At 42.8% G+C, this 21,169-nt stretch carries 20 protein-coding genes; 8 read left to right on the top strand and 12 right to left on the bottom strand.

What is annotated here, in order from left to right:
* Positions 1–93 precede the first annotated feature (93 nt).
* The gene (locus J2Z20_RS14850; protein WP_209851993.1) at positions 94–918 is read left to right on the top strand and encodes a hypothetical protein; all 825 of its coding nucleotides are present in this window, start codon (positions 94–96) and stop codon (positions 916–918) included.
* Between the two features lie 34 nt (positions 919–952).
* On the opposite strand, the gene J2Z20_RS14845 is transcribed toward J2Z20_RS14850, so the two are convergent.
* The 3 genes from J2Z20_RS14845 to J2Z20_RS14835 form a co-directional block, all read right to left on the bottom strand.
* A complete protein-coding gene (locus J2Z20_RS14845; protein WP_209851990.1) occupies positions 953–1,852 on the bottom strand; it encodes a Sir2 family NAD-dependent protein deacetylase in 900 nt (299 codons plus the stop codon).
* Between the two features lie 116 nt (positions 1,853–1,968).
* Positions 1,969–3,006 carry an AI-2E family transporter gene (locus J2Z20_RS14840; RefSeq protein ID WP_209851986.1) on the bottom strand — a complete coding sequence of 346 codons (1,038 nt, stop codon included), beginning with the start codon at positions 3,004–3,006 and terminating at the stop codon, positions 1,969–1,971.
* Positions 3,007–3,265: 259 nt separating this feature from the next.
* Entirely contained in the window at positions 3,266–4,066 is an 801-nt protein-coding gene (locus J2Z20_RS14835) for a carbohydrate ABC transporter permease (protein WP_209851983.1), read from the bottom strand.
* Between the two features lie 144 nt (positions 4,067–4,210).
* Here J2Z20_RS14835 and J2Z20_RS14830 point away from each other — a divergent pair, with 144 nt between their 5' ends.
* Together J2Z20_RS14830 and J2Z20_RS14825 are read left to right on the top strand one after the other, a co-directional pair.
* The gene (locus J2Z20_RS14830; RefSeq protein ID WP_209851980.1) at positions 4,211–5,203 is read left to right on the top strand and encodes a Gfo/Idh/MocA family protein; all 993 of its coding nucleotides are present in this window, start codon (positions 4,211–4,213) and stop codon (positions 5,201–5,203) included.
* Positions 5,204–5,340: 137 nt separating this feature from the next.
* Positions 5,341–6,426, top strand: a complete 1,086-nt coding sequence (locus tag J2Z20_RS14825; RefSeq protein ID WP_209851977.1) for a Gfo/Idh/MocA family protein — start codon at positions 5,341–5,343, stop codon at positions 6,424–6,426.
* A gap of 51 nt (positions 6,427–6,477) precedes the next feature.
* Here the strand turns inward: J2Z20_RS14825 and J2Z20_RS14820 are convergent, their stop codons facing one another.
* The 3 genes from J2Z20_RS14820 to J2Z20_RS14810 all read right to left on the bottom strand — a co-directional run bounded on the left by J2Z20_RS14820 (position 6,478) and on the right by J2Z20_RS14810 (position 8,669).
* Positions 6,478–7,548, bottom strand: coding sequence for a branched-chain amino acid aminotransferase (locus tag J2Z20_RS14820; protein WP_209851974.1), 1,071 nt, complete (start codon positions 7,546–7,548; stop codon positions 6,478–6,480).
* A gap of 415 nt (positions 7,549–7,963) precedes the next feature.
* On the bottom strand, positions 7,964–8,248 hold the full coding sequence (locus tag J2Z20_RS14815; protein WP_209851970.1) for a Gfo/Idh/MocA family oxidoreductase: 285 nt from the start codon (positions 8,246–8,248) through the stop codon (positions 7,964–7,966).
* A 37-nt stretch (positions 8,249–8,285) separates the two neighbouring features.
* Positions 8,286–8,669 carry a winged helix-turn-helix transcriptional regulator gene (locus tag J2Z20_RS14810; RefSeq protein ID WP_415640012.1) on the bottom strand — a complete coding sequence of 128 codons (384 nt, stop codon included), beginning with the start codon at positions 8,667–8,669 and terminating at the stop codon, positions 8,286–8,288.
* Between the two features lie 145 nt (positions 8,670–8,814).
* Between J2Z20_RS14810 and J2Z20_RS14805 the strand changes: the two genes are divergently transcribed.
* Positions 8,815–10,299: an aldehyde dehydrogenase family protein gene (locus J2Z20_RS14805; RefSeq protein ID WP_209851967.1), complete on the top strand. Its 1,485-nt coding sequence runs from the start codon at positions 8,815–8,817 to the stop codon at positions 10,297–10,299.
* A gap of 56 nt (positions 10,300–10,355) precedes the next feature.
* Here the strand turns inward: J2Z20_RS14805 and J2Z20_RS14800 are convergent, their stop codons facing one another.
* Positions 10,356–10,970, bottom strand: a complete 615-nt coding sequence (locus J2Z20_RS14800; protein WP_209851964.1) for an NUDIX hydrolase — start codon at positions 10,968–10,970, stop codon at positions 10,356–10,358.
* Between the two features lie 107 nt (positions 10,971–11,077).
* Complete coding sequence (locus J2Z20_RS14795; RefSeq protein ID WP_209851961.1) at positions 11,078–12,451, bottom strand: UDP-glucose dehydrogenase family protein; 1,374 nt, start codon at positions 12,449–12,451, stop codon at positions 11,078–11,080.
* 473 nt (positions 12,452–12,924) lie between these two features.
* Here J2Z20_RS14795 and J2Z20_RS18280 point away from each other — a divergent pair, with 473 nt between their 5' ends.
* Positions 12,925–13,524: an NAD-dependent epimerase/dehydratase family protein gene (locus J2Z20_RS18280; protein WP_342454320.1), complete on the top strand. Its 600-nt coding sequence runs from the start codon at positions 12,925–12,927 to the stop codon at positions 13,522–13,524.
* A complete protein-coding gene (locus J2Z20_RS18275; RefSeq protein WP_342454322.1) occupies positions 13,509–13,886 on the top strand; it encodes a GDP-mannose 4,6-dehydratase in 378 nt (125 codons plus the stop codon). The genes J2Z20_RS18280 and J2Z20_RS18275 overlap by 16 nt, the downstream gene beginning before the upstream one ends.
* Positions 13,887–13,955: 69 nt before the next feature.
* Here J2Z20_RS18275 and J2Z20_RS14785 read toward each other — a convergent pair whose 3' ends face one another.
* The 3 genes from J2Z20_RS14785 to J2Z20_RS14775 form a co-directional block, all read right to left on the bottom strand.
* Positions 13,956–14,570 (bottom strand): CPBP family intramembrane glutamic endopeptidase, encoded by a 615-nt coding sequence (locus J2Z20_RS14785; RefSeq protein ID WP_209851956.1) that lies wholly within the window; start codon positions 14,568–14,570, stop codon positions 13,956–13,958.
* 183 nt (positions 14,571–14,753) lie between these two features.
* On the bottom strand, positions 14,754–15,089 hold the full coding sequence (locus tag J2Z20_RS14780) for a hypothetical protein (protein WP_209851953.1): 336 nt from the start codon (positions 15,087–15,089) through the stop codon (positions 14,754–14,756).
* A 51-nt stretch (positions 15,090–15,140) separates the two neighbouring features.
* Positions 15,141–15,509, bottom strand: a complete 369-nt coding sequence (locus tag J2Z20_RS14775) for an MFS transporter (RefSeq protein ID WP_209851950.1) — start codon at positions 15,507–15,509, stop codon at positions 15,141–15,143.
* A 412-nt stretch (positions 15,510–15,921) separates the two neighbouring features.
* Here J2Z20_RS14775 and J2Z20_RS14770 point away from each other — a divergent pair, with 412 nt between their 5' ends.
* Together J2Z20_RS14770 and J2Z20_RS14765 are read left to right on the top strand one after the other, a co-directional pair.
* The gene (locus tag J2Z20_RS14770) at positions 15,922–16,368 is read left to right on the top strand and encodes a copper amine oxidase N-terminal domain-containing protein (protein WP_209851946.1); all 447 of its coding nucleotides are present in this window, start codon (positions 15,922–15,924) and stop codon (positions 16,366–16,368) included.
* A gap of 154 nt (positions 16,369–16,522) precedes the next feature.
* A complete protein-coding gene (locus tag J2Z20_RS14765; RefSeq protein WP_209851943.1) occupies positions 16,523–17,182 on the top strand; it encodes an ankyrin repeat domain-containing protein in 660 nt (219 codons plus the stop codon).
* Between the two features lie 933 nt (positions 17,183–18,115).
* Here the strand turns inward: J2Z20_RS14765 and J2Z20_RS14760 are convergent.
* Positions 18,116–21,124 carry an efflux RND transporter permease subunit gene (locus tag J2Z20_RS14760; RefSeq protein WP_209851941.1) on the bottom strand — a complete coding sequence of 1,003 codons (3,009 nt, stop codon included), beginning with the start codon at positions 21,122–21,124 and terminating at the stop codon, positions 18,116–18,118.
* Positions 21,125–21,169: the final 45 nt, after the last annotated feature.

The following is a 21,169-nucleotide window of genomic DNA, read 5'->3' as shown; positions in this document are numbered from 1 at the left end:
TTACTCTCATTTTAAATTCAGCAAAATAGACGACAATGAATCATGTACAGCCACCCTGTACGAACAAAAATGATGTAGAGAGGTGTTCATTTCATGAAACAAAAACACAAAAAAATGTTGATAGCAACACTTGCTGCTGGCACAATTTTTGCAGGCACTGGAGCTGCTTTATTTACGTCAAACGTATCTGCAGCCACTCCTGAGTCCTCCACCGCACAAGACGGTACAAGTACACAAGCTGCACAAAATCACGATCACAAATATGGACATAGAGGGCTCGGCGGACATTTCGTCAGAGAAACTGCAGAATTGTTAGGCGTTGAAGCGGATTCGCTCTTTAAAGAGCTGCGAAACGGCAAAACGTTGCTTCAAATTGTGCAAGAGAAGAAGGGCTGGAGTGAAAGCGAATATTTGGATAAGCTTACAAGCGAAGTTAGCAAACATATCGATGAAGCCGTGACCAAAGGTAAGTTAACGAAAGAAAAAGCGGAAGAAATTAAAACAAACCTTCCTGAACAATTAAAAGAAGCGGTTGAAAACAAATTTGATATGAACCATCCAAAAGGGGCCAAACACGGCCATCGTTTCAATTTCATTGAAGAAACAGCAACGCTGATCGGTACGGATGCCAACTCATTAATGGATCAATTGAAAGAAGGCAAAACACTTCTCCAAATTGTGGAGGAGAAGAAGGGATGGAGTGAGGATGAATATTTGAATAAGCTAACAGCCGTATTCGTGAAAGAGATCGATGCTGACGTCAGCAAAGGTAAATTGACGAAGGAGAAAGCTGACGAAATCAAATCCTCGCTAACAAGCCATCTAAAGAAAGCAGTCGAGAATAAAATGCCGGATAGACCAAAATTCGATCGCGGTCCTTGGGAGAAGAAGGATTCCACTGACAAATCAGAACAATAATCCCCATACTTAAGTTTATCGGAAGCAGAGCCGCCTATCTTAGGCTGCTCTGTTTTTGTTTGGAGTTTAGCAGCTTCTTCATCGCATAAATGACGTTGCCCGCATTAGCAGCCATGGTGATCGATTTATGACGGATTCGCTCAGGAACTTCAGCCTTGTGATCATTCACTCGAAAGAGCGTAGCCCGTGGATGCTGATGCGTCAGCTTCTCCATCGGCCAACGAATAACGATCGGTGTATGCAGTCCAGCCCCAAGCTCCATTACGAGCAGGTTCATATTTAATGAAGAATGAAGCCATTCATTCAAGCGGTTAACCATCTCAGCATAATGTTTGCTTTGGCGATACCCACCGCGAATATTTGGAACGAGCAGTCCCCCGCAGTACGCACATCTAGGGAGCAGTCTTGGATCCTTGACCTCCAAACGATCATGATCAATATGCTGAAGCAAAATGTCTAATGTCGGTCTAATATCCCACGTCTCCTCAGTACATGAATGAATGCACTTCATTTGGTCATAAGCGCCTTGAGGAGCGAAAATTCGCTGCGTATCAAAGCCTGTCCGATAGAACATTCCATCCACATTTGACGTCATTACGAAATAATCTTTATTTTTTAAGATGTGATACAGTGCTTTATAGATAGGGCTTGGCGGAACTTGATAGCGAAAATGGTTTATATGAACCGCATAATAAGCCCAATCCTGCTCTGGAGTCCAATCATGATACCCGACGAGCTGATACTGATGTGTGAATCCTTTCCTTACAAGTGATGGAAACAATTTCTTAAACATCTCTGTGTCGTAGTAGTCAATCCCTGCGGCTGCCGATAGTCCTGCTCCAGCGCCAATCAATATGCGATCTGCCCTTTTAAATTGATCTACTGCTTCATTTAGAACGTCGCGGTGCCTGTTAATATACTCATCTAATTTCATCGTCGTCCTCCTTTCTCTATCATTTATTTTCTCTAAACTTAAGGAAGCTTAACCATAAATAGCTGAACATAAAAAAAGACCTGGCTAATAGCCAGATCTTAAGTTCAGTTCACACATCATTTTTCTTCTTTATGATTCGTCACTGATACATCTAACAGGTCAAGAAGGAACATGAAAATCGGCACTCCAAGAATTAATCCCCATACTCCGAAAAAGTGCTCAAACACAATCAGAATCGCAAAAGTATAAAAAATCGGCAGATGCGTCTTAGATGACATAAACTTCGGATTCATGAAATAAGCCTCGATCGCATGCAGCACCAAGATCATAATAAGAATATATATCACTTTTACAAGCCCGCCAATTTTAAAAGCGATAGCGCACAGCGGAATCAGTGAAACAATAACCCCCATCACGGGTACGAGTCCAAGCAGGAATATCATCATCGCAAGTACGAACAAATTCGGAAATCCCATAATCCACAAGAATATCGTGGACAGAATTGTGTTCACTAGTGAGATCAGGAACTGCACCTCGATCACTTTTCCGAATGAATATACGAATTTTTTGCTGAAGTATTGAAGCTCATCATAAATGAAGCCCATTTTGCTATCTTTAAATTTTGCTGTAAACCGTTTAACCCGCTCCTTCTCAAGTAAGAAGAATAAGCTCATAATAATCGCGATAAGCAGATTAAGACTCCATTTGCCGATATCAGAAATCGTCCTCATCGCCAGATTAACACCTTGGTCTAAATAACCTCCGAGGTCCATCTTATGCAAGTATTCCATGACCATATCGACCCATTTATTGTTCGTGGGCATGAGCGGATTTTTATAGAAGGAAGACACTTGTCTAAACAGCTCATTAAGCTGCTCGAGAAATCTAGGGAAATACAAATAAGTACTCATGGCAAGCGATGCTAGAACAATGACATACAGCAGAACGACCAGTACATTGCTGTTTATTTTCATAAATTTACTGATCCGCTTTTGCACAGAGGACAGCAGGCGATTCACGAGATAGGTGAGGAGAAACGTAATTAGAATAACGTTAAGCATGCTTTTGAATACATAGAAAAATAATACGATCAGCAGCAGAACAATAATTCTTTTTACTGCTGAATTTGCAAAAAATTCATTTAAAAATTTCATTATGGATGCTCATTCTCCTTTTTCTTTCTCTAACAAGCCGTGTAATAGAAAATTTTTGACAATCAATTTCTATGTCTCTATCTTATGTGAATGGATACCTAAGTTGCAAATGTTTGTTTTAGACTTGTGGTCGCTGCATGGGGGGACCTCATGTGGCGGTTTAAAGAATCCAGAAAGAAAGACTAGCCCCTTTCTCTTCGTACACAAAAAAGCCCCTAAATGTATTAGGAGCCCCCTAATCTATTTAAATATTCATCATTTATTTCGTTCCTGTAAACGTAATGCCTTTAATGAAATATTTGTTGAAGAAACTGTAGATAAGCAGCGCCGGCAGTGTAAATACCATCGATGCAGCCATAATGTAATTCCAGTAGCTGATATATTGCCCTTTGAACGAGTTCAGCCCGATCGGCAGAGTAAACATCGATTTATCGGACAAAATGACGAGCGGTTTTAAGAAATCGTTCCACGATCCCATAAATATAAAAATCACTTGCGCCGCCAGAGCGGGTTTCGCGAGCGGCATGACGATGCGGAAGAAAATGCCGAACCGTCTTAATCCGTCCATCTCTGCAGCTTCCTCAAGCTCGCGCGGGAAACTTAAGAAAAATTGACGCATCATAAATATAAACGTGGCATTCGCCATCCCAGGCACAATTAACCCTTGATATTCGTTCAACCATCCAAACGATTTAATAATTAAATAGCTAGGAATTAACGTCACTTGCCCTGGGATCATCAGCACGACCAGAATGAGATAGAACCAGAACTTGTTGCCGAAAAATTCAATACGAGCCAGTGCATAACCCGCCATTGAGTTAAACAACAGATTGAGCAGCGTTACCGCAACAGCTACAAATACACTATTGAACATCCAGCGCAGGAACAGCGGCTCTCTCGTTAATACATACTTGTAATTATCAAGTGTAAAATGATCTGGGATAAAGTAAGACGCTCGCGATACGATTTCATCAAGCGGTTTGAATGACGTTGCTAATCCCCACAAAAACGGAATTATCGTAATAATGCCATACAATATTAAAAGTGCATAGACTATCATTTGGGATAAATTAACAATTGATAATTATGCTCTTGATCACGTCGTAATTATGCAGTCCTATTGTCAAGAAAATATGCATACATAGAATTGAGTGTGTTACTCTGTTGGTGTGTCGTATTATTGTAGTTCGAAAGGATGAATAAGATGATTAATGTGGCCATGTTAAGTTTTTGGCATGTTCATGCGGGAGAGTATGCAGAATATGCCACGCAGCATCCAGATACGCAAATCACAGCAGTATGGGATGAAATTCCAGAACGTGGGCGCAAGGAAGCCAAGGCAAGAGGTGTCCGTTATTATGAGTCACTGGATGAATTGCTTGCAAATGATGAAATTGATGCGGTTATTGTGGATACCCCTACCAGCTTGCACCGGGATGTTATGGTCAAGGCTGCTCAGGCAGGTAAACATATTTTTACGGAAAAAGTTCTCGCTTCAACGCTGCAAGAGGTGAACGAAATATTAGCAGCGGTTAACCAAGCGAATGTCGCACTTACTGTCTCATTGCCAAGACTTAATGATGGTTACACGCTTGCTATCCAGCAAGTGCTAGAAGAGGAACTGCTCGGAGAATTGACTCTGTCTAGGGTGCGTCTATCTCATAATGGGGCAACCGCTGGATGGCTGCCAGAGCACTTCTATAATTTAGAACAAACGAAAGGCGGTGCACTTATCGATCTCGGGTGTCACCCTATGTATTTAAATCGGCTGTTTCTAGGTGAACCCGAAAGCGTAAGTGCTCACTTCGGATATATAACGGGTAAAGAAGTAGAAGATAACGCCGTAGCGGTACTGAAGTTCAAAAATGGCGCGATTGGGATTGTCGAGACCGGCTTCGTGAACAGCTTCTCTCCATTTACGATTGAATTGCACGGCAAAGAAGGCACTCTGCTCTACGGAACACCAGACCATAAACTGCTTGTTCGCAGTAGTCGATTGGACAGCCAAGGATGGATTGAAAGAGAGATCCCTAGCAATGCGCCGAATGCCTTCAACCAATGGGTTGGCCACATTCAGAAATCTACCCGCGCAGATCATAACATTCAGCTCGCTACCGATTTAACAAGATTAATGGAAGCTTCTTATTTATCGGTTCAATACAATCGGGCTGTTGGGCTTAACGAATTACAACCATGAACAAAGCGATTGGCCCGCTGCAATTATCCATTATGAAAAATAGACCCTTCCAAAGATCGGTATAACGCCAAAACAATATAAAGAGCAATCTTCTGTACATACCAGCATATGAATGAAATGTGAAGGAGGTTGTACACATGTCAAAAACAATTCGTATTGGGATTATCGGTACTGGCGGAATTGCCCGTGCGCATGTAGCAGGCTATCGAACGATGGACAATGTAGATATTGTGGCTGTAGCGGATATCGTATCAGGCAAAGCAGAGCAGTTCATTCAAGCTGAACAGCTTGGGACCGCGCTTGCATTCACAGATCACCGCCGCTTGCTGGAGCTGGATTTGGACGGAGTGAGTATCTGCACACCTAATTTCGCTCATCACGAGACGACTGTCGATGCACTGAATGTAGGCAAGCATGTGCTCGTCGAGAAACCGATGTCAGTAACTCTTGAACAATCCATCGATATGGTACGAGCGTCAAAGAAAAATGATAAAATGCTGACCGTTGGTTTCCAGCCTCGTTATGACCCTAACATGGAAATCGTGCGCAGCTTTGTTCAGTCTGGAGAGCTCGGGAAAGTGTACTACGTAGAGACTGGCGGAGGCAGACGCCGCGGCATGCCGGGCGGAACGTTTATCCGCAAAGACCTTGCAGGTGCAGGAGCTATGGCGGATATAGGTTGTTATTCGCTAGATATGGCGCTGAACGCGCTCGGTTATCCGAAACCATTGACGGTTTCCGCATTTACTTCCAATTATTTTGGAGCGAATCCGAAATATCACAGCGAGGCTGACAAGTTCGATGTTGAAGATTTCGGGGTTGCTATGGTGCGGTTAGAAGGCGATATCGTTCTTAACTATAAAATTTCATGGGCGATGCACATGGATACGCTCGGAGCGACAATGTTCCTTGGAACCGACGCTGGACTTAAAGTGACGCCTGCAGGGACAGGACCTTGGAGCGGTGTATGGGATGGTAAAGTGGGAAGCATTAAGCTGTATCATGATGTAAATAAGCATCATACCGAAAGTCCGATACCGATCATCGAGCACAGCATTAATCTATTTAACGCGAAGGTTCAAGATTTCGTCCATGCCATCGAGCAAGGCGGACCTGCTCCGATCCCTGGCGAAGATATTTTGTACAATCAAGCCATTATCGACGGAGTACTTCGCTCAGCGGAGCTGAAGCGTGAAGTAGACATTCATATCCCTCAACTTTAATAAAAATAAAGGCCTTCCTTCAGCAACCTGCTAAAGGAGGGCCTCATTCTTTTAATTCACTTCAACAACCCAATGAAATGGATCGGCAAGTTTGCCTGTTTGAATGCCTGTAATCGTATCGTACAGTTTCTGAGACAGTTCGCCAATTTTGCCATCGTTAATGATCATTTTATGATTAAGCCAGTTCAGTTCACCGATCGGAGAGATGACCGCTGCCGTTCCTGTTCCAAATGCTTCCTCGAAAGTGCCATTTTGATAAGCTTCATGTAGCTCTTCAATCGACAATTTTCGTTCAACGACAGGAATTCCCCACTCTTTAAGCAATGTGATGATCGAGTCTCTCGTCACTCCGTCTAAAATGCTGCCATTCAGTTCTGGCGTCAGCACCTGTCCATCGATTTTGAAGAAGACGTTCATGCTGCCAACTTCTTCAATATACCGTTGTTCGATGCCATCAAGCCAAAGCACTTGAGAATATCCGCTTTCTTTAGCTTCGACCTGAGCTTTAATACTAGAAGCATAGTTCCCTGCCGTCTTCGCAGCACCTGTACCGCCGCGTACTGCACGAACATATTTACTTTCCACATTAATATGGACAGGCTCAAGTCCTTCCGCATAATAGGCACCGACAGGCGATAGAATGACCATTAGTTTATATTCATGCGATGCACGCACACCTAGACATGGCTCAGTTGCAATAATAAAAGGTCTAATATAGAGAGACGTGCCTGGTTCTGTAGGAATCCAATCTTTTTCAAGCGAAATGAGCGCTTTTAATGCTTCCAAAACCTGCTCTTCATCAATTTGCGGAATCGTTAATCGATCGTTAGAACGATTGAGTCTCGCAAAATTCTTTTCCGGTCTAAATAACAAGACACGGTTATCGGTTGTTTTGAACGCTTTCAATCCTTCAAACACCGTCTGTCCATAATGAAATACCATAGCTGCCGGATCGAGCGTAATGGGAGCATAAGGGACGATTCTTGCATCATGCCATCCCTTTCCTTCTTTGTAATCAATGATGAGCATATGATCTGTAAAATATTGCCCAAACCCTAAACGACTAAAATCAGGTTTTTCTTTCAATACTTCTCTGCGTTCAATTTTAAGTTGACCTTCCATGACTACACGCCCTCCAATCATGTTCTCGCTGTATGCAAAATCTCGGTAAGTATAATTTATTCAGGCTTCTACCAAAAGATATTTATGAACGAAGCCGGACAAGTATTATTGAAACATAGTATACGCGCATTATATGAATTAGGGCAAGCTGTATTCACAATATTGCAGTAAAAAAATACCGACTCTTCTTTCGAAGAATCGGTTTTTAATATTGCTAGAGCGCCTGAGACGACCAAGAGAGCAGAGGCATCTGGGAACGTTCGTGCCAAGCAGCATAGTCTGCATCAACCGCGATGCTGTGAACGATTGTACCTTGCTTCCATCCATTTCCCTATAGCGCGCATCCCATGAGGTCCATAACCGTGTGATACGGAACCCCTCTCATTTGAGTATGAAATAGACGAATTTCCCGTTATTAAAGTGAAACTCTCATTCTTTCCCTTGCAGAGCGCAGACATGCATCAATTAGCCGCATATTGGATATTGAATCCTCTGGAGTGAACTTCGGATGCTGTTCTTCAAACACTGCACGCGCAAAATCATCAACCTGAATTACGTAAGGGTCCGTACTAGTGACATGCTCATGACGACGTTTTCCATGGGAATATACGATAAATTCATTATCTGGTCTCTTGAGGATTGCACAATCGCCGGAATAACCGATCGCACAGCGATTCCTGCTGTACTGATAACTCCCCACCTTAACTTCTGCCCCATAGTCCCCTCCTCTAGAACAGTTATTGTTCTGTTTGTTTGTCCTTCTCCACATAATATGATAGGTGATCATGTCCCCATTCGTTTATTAAACGGAGGATCGGAAGTAAAGACTGGCCTCGTGGTGTAAGGGAATATTCGACTCGAGGAGGAATCTCCGTATATACCTTACGATGTACGATTCCGTCTGTCTCGAGTTCCCTCAATTGCTGCGTCAGCACTTTATGTGAAAGTTTCGGAAATTTCTTGCGAAATTCATTAAATCGTAATGTCCCCTCCATCTCTAAATAATAAATAATATCAATTTTCCACTTGCCGCTGATGATTGAAATGGTAAGCTCCTCATGACAGTTCATTTGCTGATCTCGGAATTGGTGCCTCGTCGTTTTATTATCACGATCGGACAAGAACAATCACCATCCAATATCCTTATTTTAATTTAATAGTAACATCTTGGTAACTAAATAACAAAAAAGTGCGTTCTTTAACAAGATAACAAACTAACATATAATATAACCGTTACCAAAATAGTATAAAATGAGGAGGGTGTGCATGAATCAAATTACTGCGGATGTCAATGAAAGAGTAGCTAAGTTTCTGAATGGAACTAAAAAGATGTTTATCAATGGTGAATTTGTTGAGTCGGCGTCCGGAAAAACATTTACTACTCCGAACCCAGCCACAGGTGAGACGCTAGCTGTTGTGAGCGAAGGCGACGCCGAGGACATCGATCTTGCGGTACGCGCTGCACGAGCTGCGTTTGACGAAGGACCTTGGAGCCGAATGAGTGCGGCACAGCGCAGCCGCCTAATGTATAAGCTCGCTGATCTTATGGAGGAACATAGCGAAGCCCTCGCACAGCTTGAAACGTTAGACAATGGTAAGCCGATCAATGAAACGACCAACGCTGACATTCCGCTCGCGATTGAACACATGCGCTACTACGCAGGATGGGCAACGAAAATCGTTGGACAGACAATTCCTGTAAGCGGCCCTTTCTTTAACTATACCCGCCACGAGCCCGTTGGTGTCGTTGGTCAAATCATTCCTTGGAACTTCCCGCTTCTTATGGCGATGTGGAAGCTTGGAGCTGCTCTAGCTATAGGCTGTACCGTGGTATTGAAACCGGCTGAACAAACTCCGCTGTCAGCCCTCTATTTAGCGGAATTGATACAAGAAGCTGGTTTTCCAGAAGGTGTTATTAATGTCGTTCCAGGATTTGGAGAGACAGCAGGCCAAGCGCTTGTAAACCATCCACTCGTGAACAAAATTGCATTTACAGGCTCCACTGAAGTAGGCAAAATCATTATGAGACAGGCGGCCGACAGTTTGAAACGTGTTACACTCGAGCTCGGCGGCAAATCGCCTAATATCATTTTACCGGATGCTGATATGACGCGGGCAATCCCTGGGGCTCTCTCAGGTATCATGTTCAACCAAGGTCAAGTGTGCTGCGCTGGTTCACGGCTGTTCATCCAGAAGAAATCTTACGATAACGTCGTTGCTGATCTCGTGTCTCATTCCCAGAAGATTAGACAAGGTCCGGGACTAAGCTCCGAAACCCAAATTGGACCGCTCGTATCTGAGGAACAACAGTCACGTGTTATGCGTTATGTAGAGATTGGGCAAGACGAAGGTGCTGAGCTGTTAGTAGGCGGCGGCAATCCGTTTGACCAAGGCTACTTTGTCTCTCCGACGATCTTCGCCAATGTAAGAGATGATATGACGATCGCGAAAGAAGAAATTTTCGGTCCTGTCGTCGCAGCAATGCCATTCGAAGACTTTGACGATGTCGTCAGAAGAGCGAACAACAGTGACTATGGACTCGCAGCAGGCTTATGGACGGAAAATGTAAAAGCAGCGCACGAAATTGCCAGCCGCCTCAAAGCCGGAACAGTCTGGGTTAACTGCTACAACGCCTTTGACGCAGCATCACCATTCGGAGGCTACAAACAATCCGGTATGGGCCGCGAAATGGGTTCATATGCACTGAATAACTATACGGAAGTTAAAAGCGTGTGGGTGAATTTGAATTAATTTATTCGTATAAAATACAAAACAAGGCGGGCTGACCGCCTTGTTTTTATGTTATGTCAATCAAGCAACACTTCTGTATTTTTATTTCTTATTTCAAATAATGCTTTAATTTGTTTCTCCGTGTTTCGATCTGCAGATAGATTTGGCAAGTTGTCTTTTTTAAAAAAATCAACTTGTATGGTTTCGATCCCCGCCGCAGGTTCACCTCCAGTGATCTCGCACAAAATAAAAATTTTATATACATGAAGCGCAGACGGCGGATGATCATGAAACTTCTTGTCGATAATGCCTAGCAGTCTCACGGGCCTAACATCGAGTCCTGATTCTTCTTTCACCTCTTTTACAGCCACCTCTTTGGGCGATAAACCGATATCCGCCCAGCCTCCAGGCATGGCCCAAGCACCATCAACCCGTTCTTTTACAAGCAAGATTTTATCGTCCTTAAATACGACTCCCCGGATATCCACTTTAGGAGTTGGATAACCGGATTCGTTCGCAAATAAAGACTTGATTTTCTCCACTTCAACCTCTGTATACTCATTTAAAATTTCGATACTTAATTTTCGAAGCTGCTCAAACCTCTCTAAATCATATATATCCTTCGAATAAGCAAGACCCGCTTGGCATACCGCCTGGATTTGTTTTGCCCACTCAAGCCATTTAAGCTGCATCCTCATCGCTCCCTCGATATATGTATCCGAATTATACTATATATTTCCAAATTAGATGTAAGAAGAGAACCTGGAAATACACTCCCGATTCTCTGCATGGTCCGATTTTATATACCATTTCCTTCATAAGTAAACCCGATTTCGTTCATTTGATTCCCTACTAAGAAGTTACGAGTATCCAATAGGTAGGGATTCCTCATCTTCTGACCTATGAGCTGCCAATTCAGTTTCGCGTATTCATCCCAGTGTGTCATTAGAACAATCGCATCAGCGCGCTCCGCCACATCTTCCGGATTGTCACAGTAACGTACTTGCAGATGTTCATTTATGGTTCTAAACTTATCCATTCCTTTCGGATCATGTGCCTTCACGTTAGCTCCTAGTTTAATCAATCTCTCAATAATATATGATGACTGAGTATGACGTGCATCATCTGTATTCGGCTTAAAGGTAAGACCTAGAATCCCAATATTTTTTCCATTCAATGTTTTAAGCCGTCGTTTAATTTTATCTACACACGCTTCAAGCATGTTATTATTCGAGTCTATCGCAGCTCTTACTAGTGTTAGATCAGTTCTATATTTTCTGCCCGTTTCTAACAGCTCGGTCGTATCTTTAGGAAAACAGCTTCCGCTCCAACCGCTCGAAACTTGAAGAAACTTCTCACCAATACGAGAGTCGAGCCCCATCCCCCTTGCCACGTCAAGAACGTTAGCCCCTAATGCTTCGCATAGTCTTGCTACTTCATTAACATAACTGATCTTTATGGCCAAAAATGCATTAGATACATACTTAATCATTTCAGCGCTTTTCGTATCCGTTTCAAAATATACCGCTGTAGGAGACTGCTGCTGTTTGACCTTGAAATCAATCCATTGAAATAATTCACCATAGTTCACTCGCTCAATAATGTGATGGTAAAGTACACTCATCACGGTTCGTGCCCCGCTATGATTCGTCCCAACTACAATTCGGTCTGGGAAAAACACATCTTCGAGCGCAAACCCTTCCCTCAGAAATTCGGGGTTACTAACAACAGCGAAATGCTCATTGATACGAAGTCCTGAAGTCTCCTCAAGTATAGAGCCAACCAAGTCAGAAGTTCCTACCGGAACGGTAGATTTATTGACGATGACCGTAAATTGGTCTGGATTTAAATGCTCCCCAATGTTTCTAGCAGCCGCTTTTACATGTTCTAAATCCGCCGTACCATCTTCCCGTGAAGGAGTTCCTACCGCAATAAAGACGATATTGGCATTATAGACTTCATCAAAGGTTGTAGTTGCGCTTAACAATTGACGATTGACCATTTCCAGCATTAATTTATCTAGCCCAGGTTCAAAAAAAGGACTTTTCCCACCATTAATAAGCTTTACCTTGGCCAGATCGATATCAATAACCGTTGTGCGATGTCCCAAAGCGGCGAAGGCTGCCCCAGTGACAGTCCCAACATAACCTGATCCAATACATACAACCTTCATTATGCTCCTCCTTTCTCAAAATCTCTGCTTTGTCCACTCGATGATGTGCGTTTTCATCAAGACGTTTATTTATCATATTGGATGAATTGAAATCGGCTTGTGCGGATGAACTATTTCATATCATCCATTTTTCCTAAACCCACTTTTCAATAGAAACTAAAAATGCCCTCCAACGATCACATCGTACTGCATAGAGTAAATAAGTTCATACCTTTACGAGTTCAAGAAAAGAGGCGCAAACGTCTCATATCACGATCCTTTTATCCCTAACGTAAAAATAAATGATGAACAAATGAGCAGCGTTCCATTAACAGATACTACATTGCGGAGACCGACTGCCTTGTCATATTAACGAATCATAGTAGTTTACCGGCCCAGCAGATATTAAATCATGCTTCCCTCATCTTTGACACACGTCATATCATCTCTGGCAACGGTAAGGCCAAAGTGTATCAATTAGGAGGAGGAGCATTATGAGAATTGTTGTCACCGGTGGTGCCGGCTTCATTGGTTCCCATTTGGCCCAAGCATTACTGGGGGAAGGACACGAAGTGTGTGTCATTGACGACCTGTCAAACGGAAACAAGCATTTTCTTGCTGGTGCCTTAAGCAATCGACGCTTTCAATTTGTGGAGGGATCCATTCTGGATCGCCCGCTTCTAGAGAAATTGTTAGAAAATACTCAAGTGGTATATCACCTTGCTGCTGTACTCGGCGTGAAAAATACGGTTGAAAATCCACTCAAAGTGATCGAAGGAAATATTGATGGCACCAGAAACGTACTCGAACTCGCTTGGAAGAAGCAAATTAAAGTCGTGTTCACTTCGACGTCAGAAATTTATGGTAAAAATGATGAACTCCCATTCAGTGAACAATCTGACCGCGTCCTTGGACCGCCGCAAATTAATCGGTGGTGCTATGCCACGGCTAAAGCGCTGGATGAGCATATGTGCTTCGCATATTCCGACAAAGGTCTGCCCGTTACGATTGTACGTCTATTTAATACTTACGGACCACGTCAACTTCGACTCAGTATGGAGGTGTCGTACCCAAATTTATCGTTGCTGCATTAAATAATAAAGAGATTACGGTATATGGAACCGGCGAGCAGACGCGGTGCTTCACCTATATCGATGATGTTGTTAAGGGATTGCTTCCATGTATGAATCCGGCGTACGACAAACAAGTATTTAATATCGGAACAACCCACCGTATTAATATTAATGAGCTGGCTTACAAAATTAAGCGGCTCTCAAACTCTTCTTCTCCGATCGTTAATGTGTCTTATGTCAAGGCATACGGTCCCGGATATGAAGATATGAAGGATCGACTGCCTGATATAAGCAAGGCTGGATTGATGCTTGGCTACAAACCCCAGGTCGATATCGAACAAGGCTTGTTAACAACGATTTCTTGGTACAAAAACGTAAATTAAAAATTGGACCTCCCAGGCTATAAGCTTAAGGGAGGTCTAATACGTCATCACCTCATTCTTATGTATTTATCACGTTGCTACTAAAATATTGTTTATTAAATTGTATATTCCGTGCAGTGTCCCGCTTGCATAAACCGATTCTGTCTTTTTTCTGACCCATCCTAACAGCAATCCCATTAAGAATGTAAAAGCAAAATACTGAGCCGCGTATGCGATCGAATACTGACCCCATAACATGGGAGAAGCATGCATCAATCCAAATCCGAATGCACCGAGAATCATACCGAACTCTTTTTGCACAAGGCCTCTCCACACAAAATCCTCACCGTACGCAATGAACACGAGTTGAAAAATGATTGTGCTTGCACTAGGCAGTGACAACGCTAAATGATGACTGCCCATAAAATCTAGCAACTTTGTGAACCCGATTAAAATAAATAGGCACAACAAAAACCAATGTAAGTTCTTACGCCAAAGTCCTAGCTTAAGTCCGTAATAGGATAAGTCTTTCTTTCGAATGACGTATACTGCAATAAAAAACAAAATATAATTCCATATTGCTCCAAAATAATTCCACTCCAATACTTTTCTTTGCCAGTCATCTATTCCGATCAACTTTGGGGAAAATAGTAATAGACTTAGAACGACAAACAGTATGACAAAAGCGATTGTTTTTCTGAGCATATCTAGGCCTCCTAAATTCGCGTATTCATTTAGCCATTTTTAGAATACATTTTCTCTTGTTCTGCTTTGACATGTTTGCAGCCTTGAAGAGAACGGCCAAAATGGGCAATTGCAACAACCAAGATAGAATTAATGCTAATCTTATCGTGTATCTGCTGCCGACCGCGCCGACTACTAGCCCTCCTAACTATCACTCGTGTCTAATCGTGTACGAGCCCACCTAGCTATGAAGTAACAAAGAATATTACCAGATAAGCTTATAATACCGAACCAAATGGCGGGGGTAAGATGACCGATTTCCGGAAATTTTAAACTAATTATAAAGTTATCTTCCCATAGGCGGTCGTAGCCTTCTGAACCTGCACCAATGAGTAGACTCGAAACAACAAGCATAACTAGAATTCTTCGACCTCGAAGCACTGTATATCCAGTCCGCAGTGTATTGGTCAACTCTTTCCAAGGAGTCTCACTATGCTCTTTGTTAGACCGTTCGAAATGATTCTCTGGAATCTTCCACAACAATAGTCCACCCAACAATAAATAGATAAATCCTTCTATAAATAAGGCAAATTAAGTGCAACGCTCGTAAAGCCCAACACTAGCGATAACGCCAATAATTCCTACAATTTGATTCAATTGGTTCGATCTCAGGAATACATCGCCAATCTTGTCATCACCGATCTCATCGGTAAGCCAAGCTTGGGTCGAACCACTATTGAACGTCTCACCTATTCCACGAACAGCCTCTGCTGCTAAAACTCCAACAACTAATGATATCGCGAGAATGGACATAGAATGGGATAAGTAAGGGATGGAACCTTCAAGAACATAAGCAAAGCCTATGACAAGGATCCCTATAATGACTGATAATCTACGGCTGTAAGTATCCGCTATGATCCCTGTCGGCATTTCAAACAAGAGAACCGTTAATTCTAACACCGTGCCTCCAAAGGGCTTAGATGCAGACCAGATACGTAGTATAGAGCATAAGTCGTAAACATTGTTGCATTAGCAAATGAAATCAGAGCGTTCATGATTAAATAAACCTGAGAGGCATGTAATTTTCTCAATCGCATTCCGTCCTTTTAATTGTTGACATAAAAAAAGGAAAAGCAGAAGTATCCGCCTCATCAAAAACGACCATCGCTTGAAGTTAAGAAAAAGGCCGCCCTCTATATGATAACGGTCTACTATCGTGGTTAACTGCTTCGTGTCTCATTATAATCCAAAATATTACATAAAGACACTCATTGTTTCGACCCTCATGACTAAAGCTGCACGACTAAAGAAGTTGAAATAAAAATCTGATATAGGGATTATATACCAGTACATATGGGGGGGCTAGTAAACAATGAAAAAAGCAATTGCCGCAGTAACAGCTTTATTGATATTGCTCACTATGATCCCGTTATCGGCGTCAGCGGCCAGAACGGGACCAATTGAAGTTTATATCGATGGTAAATTTCAGCCTTATGATCAACCACCGGTACAGAAGGACGGCTATACGTTTGTGCCGCTTCGCGGAATTTTTGAAAGCTTAGGGGCCAAGCTAGAGTTGAATGGTAATACCATTCGCGCGGTCAAAGGTAATACGGTTATTGAACATACCATAGGGGAGAAAACAGCTATTATTAATGGACAGAGTACAACTCTTGCGATGCCGTCACTTGTCATTAACGGGAGAACACTTGTCCCTCTGCGATTCGTCAGTGAGGCTTTGGGAGCACAGGTGGAGTGGAGCTCGTTCCATAGAATTGTATATGTAGGAACGACTGACCGTAATAAATTGCCACTTTAGATGAAGCTGTATTATCGAATGACTATTTTGAAGTCAAGCGCCTTCTCGAGGAAGGAATGGATACTAATCCGGATTTCGTGCTTTTAAAAAGCTCCTCTTAGAGAATGGGGCCGATATAAACCAAATTGATCGTGTCTGGAATGCATTTAACTTATTGTATAATGAGAAAAATATCCTATTAACGGAGGAACAAGAGCTGGAATATACTGCTCTATTGCTCTCCTACAAGCCGGATTTCAAAGCATTAGACAATGGTAATATAGATTTGACCATTAATTATCCAATTGTGAAGAGTAAAGTAAAAGTGGTCGAAAAACTACTGAAAGCGGGCGCCAATGTTAATCAGCTAGGCGATGTGCATACAAGACCAGCCCTTATCGCCATAGCTGAAAGTAGGGATTTGGATGTGAAGACTCGGCTAGAATTGACACAATTAGTATTGAAATACAAAGGTGATCCCAACGCGAGTTACATATGTCCATGTGGCGATACTTGGACTCCTCTAGAGAAAGCAAGCATGCGTATTGTTGTCGGTTATGCCGAAGATGGAACACCAATTATGAATTACCCCGACATCGAGATTGTTGAAGCACTCCTTAAAGCAGGAGCGAGCCCTAAAAACGACTATTCCCTTTATTATTCCGTACGTGCGAATAATTACGAGATGTCTGAGATGCTTTTGAAAGCGGGCGCGAACCCGAACCAAACAGGAAAAGTTGCTCCGAATAATCAGATGACGGTATTGCAATTTGCTACAGAAAATAACAACAAGAAACTTGTCAAGCTATTGAGGAAATACGGGGCCTCAAATTAAATAGGCACCTACTGCTTTAATAGGAGTGATTAAGGAGTCGTGTTCTTCTCAGCACGGCTCCTTTTATTATTCTTGAATGTAAATTCACGAAGATAAATGAAGTGTAAATACCGTTTGATTGCGCCCGACAATCTTATTATTGTCATTTAATATATTGACTGGTAGAGCCTTGTCTCCATGCTTTTCAGTGGTAGGCTTCCAGTACAAACGGATCTTTCGAGAGCAGTGCTCGCATGGCAGTATTATCAACTCGGGTATCTTATGCCACTTCAAAACCAAAAGAACCGAAACTAGAAGCACATCAACCAAATTGGTTCGATAAGCTTGTTAAGCTGTTCCGAAAATAAATGAATATACTAGAAAAATACCCGCCTCCTTCGTCAGGGGCGGGCTCTCGCATATCATTCTATCTAACTCGTAATTGCGTCTACCTTGGTTTGTGGTGCGTTAGCGCATCGCTTGCACACCTTTACCGATTTTCCATCAGACTTAACCCGAGGATAGAGCAATTTGATTCTTGTGCTGCCGCAAATGGGACAAGTTCCCCTTGCGCGTGAAGGAAGATTCCAGAGCGAGCGTCCGCGTTTAGATTTAGCCATAGAATATAAACCCCATTTCCTAAATAATCATCAACCACCCAATAGGACTGTTAATTTATATTCTAGTTCTCGAAATAATAGAACGATCTTGTCCCTCTCAAGTAATCGTACTCTAGATCTCTCACAGTTTGTAATTAGGATGCCCGGGTATAGGACTATTTCACATACGTATTGACTCGATTTGAAAACCTTTCTTTACTGTTCACCAGAATATCACTCTCCCTTTTCATCATTATTTATATCGTTCTTCCATAATTCCTGCTAGTAACAAAAAAGAGCCGTCCCTTAGTCACTTATGATGACCTAGGGACAGCTCATTCTTTATATCTTAAATTTAAGCGGCATTGACTTCAGCTTGAACCGCTTGTTTACGCTGTTTAGCTGACTTACGGAAGTAGAACAGCTCATAAATGGCTGGTACTACGACAAGAGTCAACAACGTCGCAGCAGTTAAGCCGCCAATAACTACGATTGCAAGACTTTGCGATACGATGCTGCCTTGCTCAGGATGCCCGAATACGAGTGGAAGCATCGCACAGATTGTAGCAATCGCCGTCATGAGGATTGGACGCATCCGTGTCGAAGCCGCTTCAATAATCGCTTCTCGAATCGTCATACGTTCCTCGTTCTGTTTGATGCGGTCAATAAGCACGATCGCATTCGTTACGACGATACCAATGAGCATCAAGGCACCGAACAAAGCGGTGAAATCTGGATTCACGCCGGAAATAATGAGTGCTATGATCGCACCAATCGCTGCCAGCGGCAAGGAGAACATGATGGCCAGCGGAGCACGAAGCGTTTTGAAAGTAAGCACCATGATCAGGTACACCAGACCGATAGAAATAAGTCCTGTCATACCGATGTCGCTAAAGTCGCCCGCTTGGTCAACAGAAGCACCGCCTACGAATAAGCTAACACCTTCAGGTAGTTTCATTTGATCGGTAACTTTTTTGATGTCTGCGCCGATGACCGAAACTTTCTTCGGATCTACTTCGGCCGAAATACGGACATATGTTTTACCTTCTTTATGGTATAACATCGTCGGTTCATTGCGAACTTCAAATGTAGCTAATTTCGACAATGGTACAGGTCCTGTGGCAGTCATCAATGTCATGCCTGTTAAATCCTTCTCTGTTTTCGGTTCAAGAACTGGATCCATGACAACTGAAGTTGGATTCCCATTGACATCAATTTGTCCAAGCGGCATTGGGTTAAGCATAGCGCCAATCTGCATGGCGATTTCTTGAGCATTCGCCTCCGCCGGATCTACCTTGAATGAAAATACAGGTTTTGTATCATCCATGCTGCTGTTTACTTTTTCAATTCCATCAACAGTCTTCACTTTAGCTGTCACTTCTTCGGCAATCTTCGTAATGGCCGTCAGGTCATCACCAATAACGTCGATATATTCGATCGTTGAGCTTCCGCCCATAAAGCTGGTTTCATTCGCTGTCAAAGTCGCGCCAGCATAGTTATCCTTTTGTGCACGGACATGATCGATAAAGGCCTGCGCATTAGCGCCATCCTTCATTGCAACGGTATAATTCACTTCAGTAAGTGACGATACATTTCCCCATTTCGCACCATCGGTACTATTACCAGATTGAAGCAGGACGGTCTTCACTTGTTCTTGTTTCATCAAATCTTGTTCAAGCTGTTTCCCTTTATCAAGAACCTCTTGAACGGGAACGTCATTCGGATATTTCAATTGAACTGCTACATAGCCAGCATCAGATGAATCAAGAGCACCTTTAGGCATGGCGAAATAGGCAGCAATTGAACCCACGAACACGATTAAAGCAAGAGATAATGTTACCCATTTATAGCGAAGATTCCAACGCAAGAAGCTTGCGAACCGTTTTGCAGGCCTATGTTCCTTCATACGAGAGTTCCGGAGCAGCCAAGAGCTTAGTAAAGGAACCACTGTTAAAGCAACAACAAGCGATGTAAGGAGTGAATACGTTACAGTTAAGGCAAAAGGCAGTAAGAATGCTTGCAATCCGCCGCGCAGCAGCCCCATCGGTAAGAAAACGGCAACCGTTGTAATCGTAGACGAAGTAATCGCCCGTGCTACTTCTTTCGTTGCGCTAATAATCATTTCACGAGAGAATGGTTCCTTTTGCAGTCTGCGGTATATATTCTCGATAACAACAATACTGTCATCAACGAGACGGCCAACGGCAACGGCTACCCCCCCGAGTGTAATAATGTTCAAAGTTACGCCGGACATTTTGAGTAAATACAACGTAATCGCCAGCGACAAAGGAATAGATACGATCGTAATGAGCGTTGCTTTGAAATTACGTAAGAACAATAGGATAACGAGTGTTGCGAATAATGCTCCCATCAATACTTCGCGCATCATACTGTTCACGGAAGTAACAACCATGTCTGAAGTACTGAATAGAACGGAAACTGCTGCATTTTTGACCGTTTTATTAATCGCATCTACTTGTTCCTGTACTTTATTACCAACAGCTACAGCATTCGCATTGGCTTCTTTCGTTACCACTGCAAACAATACGTCTTTTCCGTTAGAGCGGCTAATACTTTGATGTTCTTCCTTAAGCTCAACGGTTGCAATGTCTTGCAAAGTAACTCCTGCCGCTACTGGCAGCTTTTTGAGTGTATCAACACTATCAATTGTAGAAGTAACATTCACGTTCCCCGTCTGACCATCGATCGTCTGTTCTCCGATCGAAGCCGAAATGTTGCGGCCTTGAAGAATTCCCATAATCTGCTGATGAGAAACTCTTTTTTGAGCCATTTTCTGAGGATCTACTTTGACGCTAATCTGTGGAGCTGGTTTGCCGTATAATCCGACATTCGCCACACCCTTAATTTTTTGGAGCTCAGGGATGATCTTATTCTCTGCTTCTTTAATATTGTTCTCGGTCAATCCATCTTTAAATGCAATGGTAACCTCAGATACCGGAATCATGGAAGTGTTCAATTGAAGTACAAATGGCTTCATGACTCCTTGAGGGAACTGCAGCGAATCTAACTCTTTTTGAACGTCTTGCGTCGCTTCCTTCATATTTGTTTTCGAATCAAAATAAAGATCGACCTTCGCATAACCATCTCCTGAAGTGGAGAACATTTCTTTTTTACCTTTAATGAGCGATGTAGCATTCTCGATTGGCTTCGTCACATTCGTTTCCATGGAATGCGCATCTTGGCCAGGTCCAAGCACCGTAACGGTGACCTGAGGATTATCTGCCTCCGGCATTAACTCCATCGGCAGCGTCGTGTAGCTAAGTACACCGACGATAAGCGCGAGTACGATCAACAATCCGACCGCGGCTTTGTTTGTAAACGACCACTTTGTTAACCATGTCATTTCTTTCAAGTTCCCCTTCCATCCATTTACTTTCATATTTACTTT

It is taken from the genome of Paenibacillus sediminis (assembly GCF_017873765.1).
GTDB lineage: Bacteria > Bacillota > Bacilli > Paenibacillales > Paenibacillaceae > Paenibacillus_AG > Paenibacillus_AG sediminis.
This window is presented reverse-complemented; position numbering and strand designations above follow the sequence as displayed.